The following is a 13300-nucleotide window of genomic DNA, read 5'->3' on the forward strand; positions in this document are numbered from 1 at the left end:
TCGTCATATAGAAGCTTCCAGGGGCAAGCGCACCCCGCCAGATGGCGAATCTTCGATTGTTTGTCGCCATTTACCGGTAGATTTCCGGGTAGTCCGAATCACCGGAAGGGCTTGACGGCCCTCCGCTGCAATGCATCATGGCGCCAATGAGCACAATCAAAACCGTCTGTGTCTATTGCGGGTCCGGCCCCGGAACCAATCCCCACTTCACCGAAGGCGCCGAGGCGTTCGGCAAGGCACTCGCCGAGAACAACATCCGCCTGGTCTATGGCGGCGGCTCGCTGGGCCTGATGGGCTCGGTCGCGACCTCCGTGCTGGATCACGGCGGCACCGTCACCGGCATCATTCCCGAATTCCTGCGCAAGCGTGAGAATGCGCTGACGCGCGTGCAGGAGATGATCGTCACCCCCGACATGCACGAGCGCAAGCGGCTGATGTTCGAGCGCTCCGATGCCTTCGTGGCGCTGCCGGGCGGCCTCGGCACGCTGGAGGAGCTGGTCGAGCAATTGACCTGGAAGCAGCTCGGCCGGCACGCCAAGCCGGTGCTGCTCGCCAACATCGACAATTTCTGGGAGCCGCTGTTCTCGCTGCTGTCGCATATGCGTCAGACCGAGTTCATCCGCGCCGGTCTTTCGGTCGACATCCTCAAGGCCGATCGCGTCGAGGACATCCTGCCGAAGCTGAAGGCGGCAGCGGCACAGATCGCCGAGACGGAAAAGCAGCTCGCTCCGGAAGTGGCGCGGAAGCTGTAAGTCTATTCTGCCGGAAACGTCACCGCCTCGATCCGGTTGCCGTCGGGATCGGACACGAAAGCCGCGTAGTAGCGCACGCGGTCATGCGGGCGGATGCCCGGCGCACCATCGGATGCGCCGCCGCTCGCAACCGCTGCGGCGTGGAATGCATCGACCTCACCTGTCGTCTTCGCGCGCAGACAGATGTGCACGCCGCTCTCCGGGGGGACAGGCGGCATGGCTTCGCGCAAGTTGATCCAGAATTCGGGATAGGCCTTGCCGAAGCCGACTGTGCGCGGTCGCGTGACGAGGCGCGTGAGCCCAAGCGCCGCGAGCGTGGCCTCATAGAATTTTGCGGAGCGCTCGAGATTGCTGACGCCGACGGAGATGTGGTCGATCATTGTTAGCGATCCTCTCTCCTCGTCATTGCGAGCGAAGCGAAGCAATCCAGACTGCCGCCGTGGAAAGACTCTGGATTGCTTCGCTACGCTCGCAATGACGGTGTTTGCGGCACCACCGGTCCCTACGCCGGCGCGCCCGATTTCACGAGCTTGTAGATCACCGAATCCATCAACGCCTGGAACGAGGCGTCAATGATGTTCGGGGACACGCCGACCGTGGTCCAGCGATCGCCGTTCTCGTCCTCGCTCTCGATCAAGACGCGCGTCACCGCGCCGGTGCCGCCATTGAGGATACGGACGCGGTAATCGATCAGCGTCAAGCCTTCGATGTATTTCTGGTACTTGCCGAGGTCCTTGCGCAAGGCAACGTCGAGCGCGTTGACGGGACCGTTGCCTTCCGCGGCCGAGATCAGATGCTCGCCGGCGACGTCGACCTTGACCACGGCGAGCGCCACGGTGACGCGCTCGCCGAGCGCGTTGTAGCGCTGCTCGACATTGACGTCGAACTGCTCGACCTCGAAATAATGCGGCACCTTGCCAAGTGTCCGGCGCGCCAGCAGGTCGAACGAGGCATTGGCGGATTCATAGGCGTAGCCCTGCGCCTCGCGCTCCTTCAACTCCTCGACCAGCCGCGTCAGCTTCGGATCACTCTTCTCGTAGGCGATGCCGGCACGATCGAGCTCGGCAATGACGTTGGAGCGGCCGGCCTGGTCTGACACCAGCACCTTGCGGTGATTGCCGACCGTTTCAGGCAGCACATGCTCGTAGGTCTGCGGATCCTTCATCACGGCGGATGCGTGAATGCCCGTCTTGGTGACGAAGGCGCTCTCACCGACATAGGCCGCATGGCGGTTCGGCACGCGGTTGAGCATGTCATCGAGCGTGCGCGAGACTTTGACGAGGGTCGCCAGCTTCTCCGGCGTGACCGAGATCTCGAAGGCGTCCGAAAATTCCTTCTTCAGTTTCAGCGTCGGGATCAGCGAGCAGAGATTGGCATTGCCGCAGCGCTCGCCGAGGCCGTTCAGCGTCCCCTGGATCTGCCGCGCTCCGGCGCGGACCGCGGCGAGCGAGTTGGCCACTGCCTGCTCGGTGTCGTTATGGGCGTGGATGCCGACATGATCGCCGGGAATGTGTTTTGTCACCTCAGTGACGATGGCCTCGACCTCGTGTGGCATGGTGCCGCCATTGGTGTCGCACAGGACCACCCAGCGCGCGCCGGCGTCATAGGCCGCCTTGGCACAGGCGAACGCAAAGCTGGCATCTTCCTTGTAGCCGTCGAAGAAATGCTCGCAGTCAAGCATGACCTCGCGGCCAGCGGCCTTTGCGGCTGCGACGCTGTCGCGGATGGAGGCGAGGTTTTCCTCTTTCGTCGTCTCCAGCGCGACACGGACCTGATAGGCGGAGGATTTTGCCACGAAGCAAATCGCATCCGCCTTCGCCTCCAGCAGCCCGGCGACACCGGGATCGTTGGAGACCGAACGCCCTGCCCGCCGCGTCATGCCGAAGGCGGTAAAACGAGCATGGTTGAGCTTCGGCTTGGAGCTGAAGAACTCGGTGTCGAGCGGATTGGCTCCGGGATAGCCGCCCTCGACATAGTCGATGCCGAGATCGTCGAGCATCCCTGCGATGACCTGCTTGTCGGTCAGCGTGAAATCGACGCCGTTGGTCTGCGCCCCATCACGCAGTGTGGTGTCGAATAGATAAAGGCGCTCCCTGTTCATTGCAGCGCTCCTGACGCCGGTGTCGTGCCGAGCGTCTTCTTCATGGTGGTGTTGGCGAGCCACTCGTCGTTGACGGTGACGCTGTTGCGCTGCTGCGCCGCGTAGCCGCGCTTGGCGAAAAAGTTTTGGGCGGTGTCGCTCGCATCGACCGTGAGGTTGGTGGCGCCGCGGCCGCCGGCAAGCTTCTCCAGCGCGTCGACCAGCAGGGTTGCGATCCCCTGCCCCGCCACGGCCGGGTGAACATAGAGCATGCGGATATGGTCGGCGCCGCGAAGAGAGGCAAAGCCGACGGGCGAGCCGTCAAGCGTCGCCACCAGCGTCAGGTCGGACGCGAGCCCCTTGCCGAACTCTTCGTCCTCCGCTGTCTCCATCCAGGCTTGCTGCTGCGCCTCGCTATAATCGTCACCGGTCAGCTCCTCGATGCTGGCGGTGAAGATGCCGGCAAGAACCGGCACGTCAGCCGGCAAGAAGGGCCGCAAACCGGGCTTTGGCAAAGTCTGTCCCATCGTCTTCACCACATCCCATAGAGCTTGAGCACCAGCGCCACCGCAGCGCCGAGCAGGAGGATTTTCAGCGCGATGTAATAGAGCCAATGCCTCGGAAAAGGCGTGTCGGGCCGGGTCATCGCTTGAGCTCCCAGGTCGTCACCGGCTTGCCCTCGGCGTCCTTGCCATCCTTGATCAGGACCCCCATGGCGGCGAGCTGATCGCGAATACGGTCAGACTCGGCGAAATCCTTGCGCGCACGCGCGGCCGTCCGCTCCGAGATCAGGCGTTCGACCTCGTTGACGTCGACGCCGCTCGCCTGCTGCTTGCGATCCTTCCATTGCGCCGCGCTCTCGGAGAGGAAGCCGAGCAGCCGCAACGAGCCCGCAAGCGCGGGCACGGCGCTGCCCCGTAGGCCGTGCAGCGCCGCGATCGCCTGCGGTGTGTTGAGATCGTCGAGCAGCGCGTCGACCACGGACGCAGCCGGCTTGCCGGGTTCGACGTCGGCGGCGATCCGATACCAGTCGTCAAGCGTCTTGCCGCTCTCCTCCAGCGACTTCATGGTCCAGTCGATCGGCGAGGTGTAGTGCGTTTTCAACATGTTGAGGCGCAGCACTTCACCCGGCCAGTCCGCCAGCAGTTCGTGGATGGTGATGAAGTTGCCGAGGCTCTTCGACATCTTCTCGCTCTCGACCTGCAGAAAGCCGTTGTGCATCCAGTAGTTCGCCATGCGCTGCCGGTGGAAGGCGCAGCAGGTCTGCGCGACCTCGTTCTCGTGATGCGGAAACACGAGATCGATGCCGCCGCCATGGATGTCGAACTGCTCGCCGAGATGCTTCCACGCCATGGCCGAGCACTCGATGTGCCAGCCCGGACGGCCCTCGGCCTTGATGCCTGATGGCGACGGCCAGGATGGCTCGCCGGGCTTGGATGGCTTCCACAGCACGAAATCGGTGTTGTCCTTCTTGTAGGGCGCGACATCGACGCGGGCGCCGGCGATCATCTCGTCCAGCGAGCGATTAGACAGCGCGCCGTAGCGCGGCAGTCCGTCGTTGGCCGCATTCATCGCCTGCGGTGAGAACAGCACGTGGTCCTCGGCGGCATATGCGAAGCCACCGGCAACGAGCCGTTCGATGATCTCGCGCATCTCGGCGATATGCTCGGTCGCGCGCGGCTCGACGCTCGGACGGAGCGCGCCAAGCGCATCGACGTCGGCGTGAAACTGCCTGCCGGTCTGCTCGGTGACCTTGCGGATCGCCTCGTTCAACGGCAGGCCGGGAAAGTCCCGCGCGGCGCGGTCGTTGATCTTGTCGTCAACGTCGGTGATGTTGCGGACATATTTGACGTGCGCCTCGCCATAGAGATGGCGAAGCAGCCGAAACAGCACGTCGAACACGATCACCGGCCGGGCGTTGCCGATATGGGCGAAGTCATAGACGGTCGGTCCGCAGACATACATGCGGACGTTGTTCGCATCGAGCGGCACGAAGGTGCGCTTCTCCTTCGTCAACGTATCGTAGAGACGCAATTCCATATGGACACCCGTCGGCTGTTGGCCGGGCGTCCAGTGCTCTCAATGTGTTTTGAGAAAAGACGGCTCCAGCCAGCGAATCGCTAGCTCGTAATCTCGCGGCAAATAATGCAGATGGCGAGGAGACCGTTCATGCGGCGACATATGGGCTATCAGGCCGGCTTTCGTCAAGAGAGCCACGGAAATGCCGCTTTATTTCCGCAAAGCGCGGCCCCCCGCCGAGATGGTTCATCATCCTTAACCATTTGAGCCCATTCTGGAACTGGCGGTTCCTATTTTTGCCCCAAGGTGTTTTCATGCGATCCTTGCTCGCGCTTATTTCCTGCGCCTCGATCCTTGCTGCATCCAGCGCCTGGGCCGAGACCCGCGTCTTCATCATTGGCAACCAGGCCGACGGCCATGGCGTCGACCAGTGCCTAGCCAAGGGCGATAAATGCGGCGCCCAGGTCGCCCGCACCTACTGCCAGTCACGGGACTTTGCACAGGCATCCGCCTACCGCCGGGTCGATCCCGACGAAATTACCGGCTCTGTCCCCAAATCCGGCGCAAACTGCTCCCATGGCCATTGCGACGAATATGTCGCAATCACCTGCCAGCGCTGAATTCGCTCGGAACTGGCGGACCTTAGGACCAGTCTTCGGCCCCTGAAACGACGTGACGATGCCGCGGGAAGCGGCTATTGGAGGGCGCGCGTCGGCCTCCCAAATCGCATCGGTAAGTCACTTGCGGCCGTGACCTCGCTAGAATGGCGGATATGCCTGAATTTTTGTCTCTGTCCCGTCCCCGCTTTCTCCTTGCCTGCACCGTGCTTCTCAGCGTCGTGCTCGCCACCGATGCCTTCGCCCAGGCTGGCCCGCCCGGAGCGGCGCCGCCTCCGCCTGCCCAAAGCGGCCTCGGACCGAACCCGATGTGCGTGCGCCTGGAAGGCCAGCTCGCCGCGCTGGATCGCGGCGGCAGCGACCCTGCCCGCGAGGACCAGATCCGCCGCTACCAGGATTCCCAGGCCAAGCAGCAGGCTGAGCTCGATCGCGTCACCATGCAGGCCAAGCGCATGGGCTGCGACTCGTCCGGCTTCTTCTCGCTGTTCAACGGCCAATCCGCACAATGCGGTCCGGTTAACACCCAGATCCAGCAGATGCGCGCCAACCTGGACCAGATCACTAGCAATCTCGAGCGCCTGCGCGGTGGCGGTCCGGGCGGCGGCAACCCCGAGCGCGACAGCCAGCGTCGCTCGGTGCTGATTGCGCTCGCGCAGAACAATTGCGGCCCGCAATACGCCAATGCCGCGCAGTCGCAAGGCGCCGGCAACTTCCTGAGCAATCTGTTCGGCGGCGGCAACAACCCGAATAATCCGCAAGGTGTGCCGCCATCCGATCTCGGCCCGCAATCCGGCACCTATCGCACCGTGTGCGTGCGCACCTGCGACGGCGCCTATTTCCCGATCTCGTTTGCGACCGTGCCGGCGCGCTTCCCGGACGACGAGAAGACCTGCAAGGCGTTGTGCCCGGCAGCCGAAGCGGTGCTCTATGCCCACCGCAATCCCGGCGAGGACATGAACTCCGCGGTCTCGATCAGCGGTCAGCCCTACACGTCGCTGCCGACCGCCTTCAAATTCCGCAGCGAGTTCAACCCGTCCTGCTCCTGCAAGGCGGCCGGCCAGAGCTGGGCCGACGCGTTGAAATCGGCCGACGACAAGGCCGCGGTCGAGCAGCAGGGTGACATCATCGTCACCGAGGAAAGCGCCAAGAAGATGCAGCAACGGCAGCTCACCAAGGGCGCACCTGCGAATGGCAAGAAGGGCGCAGCTCCGGCCACCGCCGCCGCGCCGGCGACGACGCCACCTGCGGATTCGAGCGCAACCGCGACCTCGGAAAACAAGCCGATCCGCTCGGTCGGCCCGACCTTCCTGCCGCAGCAGAAGTAGTAACTCAGCCCCCAACTCAGCTGTCATGCCCCGCGAAAGCGGGGCATCCAGTACTCCGCGGCGCCGATTGGTTTTCACGATATCCGCCGCGGAGTACTGGATCATCCGCTTTCGCGGATGATGACAGCGGAATGAATGGCTACCCCTCGAACGCGTCGATCGACGCCTTGCTGCCGCGTGACACCAGGGTCTCATCGGGTGCGGGCAGCTTCTCGCCCCGATCGCGGAAGCGGTTGGTGATGGGATAGCGGCGGTCGCGGCCGAAGTTTTTGCGCGTGACCTTCACCCCGGGTGCGGCCTGGCGGCGCTTGTATTCGGCGACGTTGAGCAGATGGTCGATCCGGGACACCGTCTCGCGGTCGAAGCCGGCTTCGATGATCTGGTCGAGCGGCTCCTCGCGTTCGACCAGACGCTCCAGGATCGCATCGAGCACGTCGTAAGGCGGCAATGAATCCTGATCGGTCTGGTTTTCACGCAATTCGGCCGTCGGCGGACGCGTGATGATATCAGGCGGAATCACCTCGCCTGCGGGCCCGAGTGCCCCCTCCGGCTTCCATGCATTGCGCAAGCTTGCGAGCCGAAACACTTGGGTCTTGTAGATGTCCTTGATCGGATTGAAGCCGCCGTTCATGTCGCCATAGAGCGTGGCGTAGCCGACCGACATCTCCGACTTGTTGCCTGTCGTCACCACCATCAGCCCGGTCTTGTTGGAGATCGCCATCAGCAGCGTGCCGCGGGTCCGAGCTTGAAGATTTTCCTCGGTAATATCATGCGGCAGGTTCTTGAAGAGGCCGGACAGGATGGTCTCGAAGCCGGTTACGGCTTCCGCGATCGGCAGCACTTCGTAACGGATACCGAGATGGCCGGCGAGCTCGCCGGCATCGGCAATCGAGTGAGCCGCTGTGTAACGATACGGCAGCATCACGCCATGCACCTGATCTGCCCCAAGCGCATCCACCGCGATCGCCGCACACAGCGCGGAGTCGATGCCACCGGAGATACCGAGCAGTACACCGGGAAAGCCGTTCTTGGCGACGTAGTCGCGCAGGCCCAGCACACAGGCAGCGTAATCAGCGCGGTCGCCTTCGGGCTGCTCTGCGATTGGACCGGTGCAGCGCCAATCCCCGCCGGTCCTGACGAAGCGCAAGGTCGTGACGCTCTCTGCGAATGCCGGCAGTTGCGCGGCGAGCGAGAGATCGCCATTGAGCGCGAACGAGGCTCCGTCGAACACGAGTTCGTCCTGGCCGCAAACCTGGTTGAGATAGACCAGCGGCAGGCCGCTTTCGGTGACGCGCGCGACCGCCACCGACAGACGCACATCGTTCTTGTCGCGGGCATAGGGCGAGCCATTCGGCACCAGGATGATTTCGGCGCCGGTCTCGGCCAGCGTCTCGACAACGTTCTCGTAATCCTCGGACTCTTCCAGCCAGATATCCTCGCAGATCGGCACGCCGATCCGCACGCCACGCACGGTGACAGGACCTGAGGCAGGCCCGCGCGAAAACAATCGCTTCTCGTCAAACACGCCGTAATTCGGCAGATTGCATTTGAACCGCAGGCCGGCGATGCGCCCGCCATCGAGCAGCGCGCAGGCATTGTAGAGCTTGCCGTCCTCGACCCAGGGCGTGCCGACCAGCAAGGCCGGGCCACCGTCAGCAGTCTCGCGCGCGAGCGTTTCGATCGCGACGCGGCAGGCCGCCTGGAAGGCCGGCTTCTGCACCAGATCCTCCGGCGGATAGCCGGCGATGAACAATTCCGGAAACAGCACGAGATCGGCGCCATCGGCGATGGCGCGCGCGCGTGCGACGCGAACCTTGGCGGCATTGCCCTCGATATCGCCCATGGTCGGATTGAGCTGGGCGAGCGTGACCGCGAAGGCGTTGAGACGTTCGGTCATGGCCGCCTCGTCCAGCTAGAGGAATCCCAATCGCTCGACGATGGCGATGATCCAGAATGCGCCGGCCATCAGCAGCGCGACGCCAACTGCAGCCGAGCCCATGTCCTTGACCCGCCCGATCTGCTTGTCGTGATCCATGGTCAGGCGGTCGGCGAGTTTCTCGATCGCGGTGTTGAGCAGCTCCACGACCAGCACGAACGCAACCGCACACACGAGCTCAACTGCCCGCATCGCGGTTGCGGCGACGAACCACGCCACCGGCAGCGACAGGATCAGCGCAAAGACCTCCTCGCGGATGGCCTGCTCCGAACGGAACGCAAAGGCCATTCCGTTGCGGGAATTGATCGTGGCCTTCCAGATCCGCAGCAAGGTCTTAGAGCCCCGCTGCGGCCGGCATCGGCCGAACCTTGCCGGCTCGTTCCTGCTTCAGCAGTTCGGCGACCAGGAAGGCCATGTCGATGGATTGCTCCGCATTGAGCCGGGGATCGCAGACCGTGTGATAGCGGTCGTTGAGATCCTCGTCGGTGATGGCGCGGGCGCCGCCGATGCATTCGGTAACGTCTTGGCCGGTCATCTCAAGATGCACGCCGCCGGCATGAGTGCCTTCCGCGGCGTGGATGGTGAAGAACGACTTCACCTCCGACAGCACGCGATCGAACGGCCGCGTCTTGTAGCCTGACGTGGAGGTGATGGTGTTGCCGTGCATGGGATCGCACGACCAGACCACCACCTTGCCTTCGCGCTTCACCGCGCGGATCAGGCCCGGCAGATGATCGGCGACCTTGTCGGAGCCGAAGCGGTTGATCAGCGTCAGCCGGCCCGGCTCGTTGTCGGGGTTGAGCACGTCGATCAGCTTCAGCAGCTCGTCGGGCTTGAGCGACGGGCCGCACTTGAGGCCGATCGGGTTCTTGATGCCGCGGAAATATTCGACATGCCCGTGATCGAGCTGGCGGGTGCGGTCGCCGATCCAGATCATGTGGCCAGAGGTCGCGTACCAGTCGCCGGTCGTGGAATCGACGCGGGTCATGGCCTGCTCGTAGCCGAGCAGCAGCGCCTCATGGCTGGTGTAGAAATCGGTGGCGCGCAGCTCCGGATGGCTTTCGAGGTCGAGGCCGCAGGCGCGCATGAAGTTGAGCGCGTCCGAGATGCGGTCGGCCAGCTCCTTGTAGCGGCGGGATTGCGGTGAATCCTTGAGGAAGCCGAGCATCCACTCATGCACGCTGCCGAGATTGGCGTAGCCGCCGGTCGCGAACGCGCGCAAGAGGTTCAACGTCGCGGCCGACTGGCGATAGGCCATCAGCTGGCGCTGCGGATCCGGCACGCGCGCTTCCTTGGTGAAGGCGATGTCGTTGACGATGTCGCCGCGATAGCTCGGCAGCTCGACGCCATCAACCTTCTCGGTCGGCGACGACCGCGGCTTGGCAAACTGGCCGGCGATGCGGCCGACCTTCACCACCGGCACGGCGCCGGCATAGGTCAGTACCACCGCCATCTGCAGCAGCACGCGGAAGAAGTCGCGGATGTTGTTGGCACCGTGCTCGGCAAAGCTCTCGGCGCAATCGCCGCCCTGCAGCAGGAAGGCATCGCCGGCCGCAACGCGCCCCAGCGCCTTCTTCAGATTGCGCGCCTCGCCGGCGAACACCAGCGGCGGAAACGTTGCAAGCTGCGCCTCGACGTCGGCCAAGGCCTTGGCGTCGGGATATTCGGGCACCTGTAGCACCGGCTTGCTGCGCCAGGACTCGGGCGTCCACCGCTCGGACATCGCAATCTCTCCGTGAAGCGAAAAGTGCAACCTGATCTGTGGGTTGCGAGGGCCGCCTTATACACAGGCTGGCGCGACATCGCCAGTTGTAAATCCATTTCGCGACGCAAACCCTTGCGGGAAAAGCCGAATTCGCATTTGCTGGGGGTGGCAGAGCAAACCGGCAAGACAGCTTCCCCCATGGACGCGCCACTGGACGACGTTTTCATCGACGAGATCAGCTTCCCGGCGACCGACGGATATGCGCTGACAGGCACGCTGTTCCTGCCGCGCGGCGCCAAGCGCCATGCCGTCCTGATCAATTCGGCGACCGCCGTCCCGCGCAAAATCTACAAGGGCTTTGCCTCCTACCTCGCCCATCGCGGCTGCGCGGTGCTGACTTACGATTATCGCGGCATTGGCGACTCCCGGCTGCCCGCGATGGTCGGCTACAACCAGCCGAAATCGCTGGTTGGCTTCAAGGCCTCGATGTCGGACTGGGCCGCGCAGGACGTCACCGCCGCGGTGCGCTGGATGCGTGAACGCTATCATGGCCTTCCGCTCGCTTACGTCGGCCACTCCTTCGGCGGTCAGGCGCTCGGGCTGATCGAGAACAACAGCGAGATTTCGCGCGCGGCGTTCGTGGCCTCCCAGGCCGCGACCTGGCGGCTGATGACGTCGCCGGAGAAATATCGCGTCTTCGCCTTCATGAACCTCATTGGCGTGCCGCTGGTCCACGCATTCGGCTACGCGCCAGGCTGGGTCGGCATCGGCGAGGATTTGCCCAAAGGGGTGTTCCTGCAATGGGCCGATTGGGTTTCGAGCCCGCGCTATCTGTTCGATTCAAAACTGCCGGCGCTGGAGAACTTTGCGAAGTTCAAAGGCGAGCTGCGCGCGCTCTGCTTTTCCGACGATCCCTGGGCGACGCGGCCCGCTGTCGAGCTGCTCACGTCAGGTTTCACGGCGATCAAGCCGGAGGTGCTGACAGTGAAGCCGTCCGACGTCAGCGCAAAAGCGATCGGCCATTTCGGCTTCTTCCGCCCCGACCATCGCGACACGCTGTGGCGCGGCGTGGCGGAGTGGATCCAGGGGGAGTGACGTCTGGCGGCGGCATTGCCGCTCATCACGTCTTCGTTGTCTGCCAAATTGAAACTGATTTCCGCCACCGTCGTTTGCGAATGCCAAAGGGGCGGCAACGCGGTTGATCTCGTTGCGACCACACTCGACGCGACGAGGACATCATGGAACATCACTCCAGGAGCGGCGGCCCCGTCAGCGAAAGCAAGGTCCCCGAGGTCACGCTCGGCTTCTGGATCATCAAGATCGCAGCCACGACGCTGGGCGAGACCGGCGGCGATACCGTGACGATGACGCTGAACTGGGGTTATCTCGCGGGTACGTGCCTGTTCCTGGCGGCGATGGTCGTCCTCGTCGCGGCACAGATCCGCGCGCAGAAATTCCATCCAGCACTTTATTGGTCAACCATCGTGGCCTCGACCACATTCGGGACCACGATGGCCGACTTCGCCGACCGTTCGCTCGGCATCGGCTACACCGGCGGCGCGACGCTGCTGCTGGTCTGTCTGGTGCTGGTGCTCGGCTTCTGGTATCGCTCCGAAGGAACCATCTCGGTCAACAGCGTCAGCGCGCCGCGGGTCGAAGCCTTCTACTGGGGTGCAATCACTTTCTCGCAGACGCTGGGGACCGCGCTCGGCGACTGGATCGCCGACACCGGCGACATGGGCTATCGCGGCGGCGCGCTGATCTTCGCGGCCGGACTCGCCGTGGTCGCAGCGCTGTATTTCTGGACGCGTGTCTCGCGCGTGACCCTGTTCTGGGCCGCCTTCATCCTGACGCGACCTCTGGGCGCGACCGTCGGCGACTTCCTCGACAAGCCGCTCGGTCAGGGCGGGCTGGCGCTCAGCCGACCATTGGCCTCCGCCGTCATCGCGGCATTCATGGTGATCTGCCTGCTGCTGATTCCGCAGCGCGCCGGACAGCATCCGGGCGATCAAGCAGCCGAGCGCGCCTAGCGAATGATCGTCGTCAGAGACGAGTAGCGCTTGTTCGGCTTGGCTTCCGCCGCCGAGAATTGCGCAAAGGCGTCGCTGACGCGGGTCGCCGGCGGCGTGTCGCTGGCGAAACGGAATTCCTGCGGCTTCGGCGCGTAGAAGCTGGCGCTATAATAGGAATCGTCGAAGCGCGCCTCGCCGACCCCGAACAATGTGTCGCATGCAAACAGGAGTGCGTAGACTCCCATGACTGCTGCGACGACCTCCTTGAGAACTGACATGTTGATGCCCTGCCCTTTTGCGGCAGAATGCAGGTCGGTTCCAAACCTCTGGTTTAAGGCGCCACGCTTCTTATCCGCACGGTTTGCCGCTCCTGAACGGATTGCAGACAATTTTATCGATCTCGAAAAGAGAGCCCGCTTGATTAGGCGTCATCAAGAATGGCAAGCTCGAATTAGAACCGTTCAAGAGACGCCGTCATGTCGCGCGCGAGCGCCAAATCTCTGCCCCAGCTGAGCCTTCGCATCGACCTCGACGGCGAGGACCGGATCGGGCCCGGCAAGATCGAGCTTCTGGAGCAGATCCGCGAACAAGGCTCGATCTCCGCGGCCAGCCGCGCCATGGACATGTCGTACAAGCGCGCCTGGGATCTCGTCGACGAGATCAACCGGATCTGCGGACATCCCGCGGTCGAGCCGCAGGCCGGCGGCAAGAACGGCGGCGGCGCCATGCTGACCCCGTTCGGCGAAAAGCTTGTCGCGCGCTACCGCAAGATCGAGCGCGACGCCGCACGCGCCGCGCACAAGGACCTGGAAGCACTCAAGAGCGACATCGTCCGTTCCCGCAAGTCCTCTTGA

The 13300-nt window shown here is 63.7% G+C and carries 14 protein-coding genes; 6 read left to right on the forward strand and 8 right to left on the reverse strand.

All coding sequences use genetic code 11. The features are described 5' to 3' along the window. Nucleotides 1-146: 146 nt before the first annotated feature. A complete protein-coding gene (locus tag L6637_RS06080; protein ID WP_237858756.1) occupies nt 147-752 on the forward strand; it encodes an LOG family protein in 606 nt (201 codons plus the stop codon). A 2-nt stretch (nt 753-754) separates the two neighbouring features. On the opposite strand, the gene L6637_RS06085 is transcribed toward L6637_RS06080, so the two are convergent. The 4 genes from L6637_RS06085 to cysS all read right to left on the reverse strand — a co-directional run bounded on the left by L6637_RS06085 (nt 755) and on the right by cysS (nt 4872). After that, nucleotides 755-1132, reverse strand: a complete 378-nt coding sequence (locus tag L6637_RS06085; protein ID WP_237858757.1) for a VOC family protein — start codon at nt 1130-1132, stop codon at nt 755-757. A 122-nt stretch (nt 1133-1254) separates the two neighbouring features. Beyond that, nucleotides 1255-2853: a citramalate synthase gene (cimA, locus tag L6637_RS06090; protein WP_237858759.1), complete on the reverse strand. Its 1599-nt coding sequence runs from the start codon at nt 2851-2853 to the stop codon at nt 1255-1257. Next, nucleotides 2850-3359: a GNAT family N-acetyltransferase gene (locus L6637_RS06095; protein ID WP_237858761.1), complete on the reverse strand. Its 510-nt coding sequence runs from the start codon at nt 3357-3359 to the stop codon at nt 2850-2852. The genes cimA and L6637_RS06095 overlap by 4 nt, the downstream gene beginning before the upstream one ends. 115 nt (nt 3360-3474) lie before the next feature. Continuing rightward, a complete protein-coding gene (gene cysS / locus L6637_RS06100; RefSeq protein ID WP_237869613.1) occupies nt 3475-4872 on the reverse strand; it encodes a cysteine--tRNA ligase in 1398 nt (465 codons plus the stop codon). Nucleotides 4873-5165: 293 nt separating this feature from the next. On the opposite strand from cysS, the gene L6637_RS06105 reads away from it, so the two are divergent. Together L6637_RS06105 and L6637_RS06110 are read left to right on the forward strand one after the other, a co-directional pair. Then, entirely contained in the window at nt 5166-5471 is a 306-nt protein-coding gene (locus L6637_RS06105) for a hypothetical protein (RefSeq protein ID WP_237858766.1), read from the forward strand. Between the two features lie 143 nt (nt 5472-5614). Then, nucleotides 5615-6793, forward strand: coding sequence for a DUF2865 domain-containing protein (locus tag L6637_RS06110; RefSeq protein ID WP_237858768.1), 1179 nt, complete (start codon nt 5615-5617; stop codon nt 6791-6793). Nucleotides 6794-6932: 139 nt separating this feature from the next. Here the strand turns inward: L6637_RS06110 and L6637_RS06115 are convergent, their stop codons facing one another. Genes L6637_RS06115 through L6637_RS06125 form a run of 3 tightly spaced genes read right to left on the reverse strand, consistent with a single transcriptional unit; the run spans nt 6933 to nt 10452 of the window. Further along, nucleotides 6933-8690 carry an NAD+ synthase gene (locus L6637_RS06115; protein WP_237858770.1) on the reverse strand — a complete coding sequence of 586 codons (1758 nt, stop codon included), beginning with the start codon at nt 8688-8690 and terminating at the stop codon, nt 6933-6935. A gap of 15 nt (nt 8691-8705) precedes the next feature. Next, nucleotides 8706-9059, reverse strand: coding sequence for a diacylglycerol kinase (locus L6637_RS06120; RefSeq protein ID WP_237858772.1), 354 nt, complete (start codon nt 9057-9059; stop codon nt 8706-8708). A 4-nt stretch (nt 9060-9063) separates the two neighbouring features. Continuing rightward, nucleotides 9064-10452 (reverse strand): class II 3-deoxy-7-phosphoheptulonate synthase, encoded by a 1389-nt coding sequence (locus tag L6637_RS06125; RefSeq protein WP_237858774.1) that lies wholly within the window; start codon nt 10450-10452, stop codon nt 9064-9066. A gap of 180 nt (nt 10453-10632) precedes the next feature. Between L6637_RS06125 and L6637_RS06130 the strand changes: the two genes are divergently transcribed. After that, complete coding sequence (locus tag L6637_RS06130) at nt 10633-11529, forward strand: alpha/beta hydrolase family protein (protein ID WP_237869615.1); 897 nt, start codon at nt 10633-10635, stop codon at nt 11527-11529. Nucleotides 11530-11672: 143 nt separating this feature from the next. Beyond that, nucleotides 11673-12464 (forward strand): COG4705 family protein, encoded by a 792-nt coding sequence (locus L6637_RS06135; protein ID WP_237869618.1) that lies wholly within the window; start codon nt 11673-11675, stop codon nt 12462-12464. Here L6637_RS06135 and L6637_RS06140 read toward each other — a convergent pair. Continuing rightward, complete coding sequence (locus L6637_RS06140) at nt 12461-12724, reverse strand: hypothetical protein (protein WP_237858777.1); 264 nt, start codon at nt 12722-12724, stop codon at nt 12461-12463. The two genes, L6637_RS06135 and L6637_RS06140, sit on opposite strands and share 4 nt — an antisense overlap. Before the next feature lie 198 nt (nt 12725-12922). Here L6637_RS06140 and L6637_RS06145 point away from each other — a divergent pair, with 198 nt between their 5' ends. After that, nucleotides 12923-13300 (forward strand): winged helix-turn-helix domain-containing protein, encoded by a 378-nt coding sequence (locus L6637_RS06145; RefSeq protein WP_237858778.1) that lies wholly within the window; start codon nt 12923-12925, stop codon nt 13298-13300.

Source organism: Bradyrhizobium zhengyangense, assembly GCF_022012435.1.
Taxonomy (GTDB): Bacteria; Pseudomonadota; Alphaproteobacteria; order Rhizobiales; family Xanthobacteraceae; genus Bradyrhizobium; species Bradyrhizobium zhengyangense.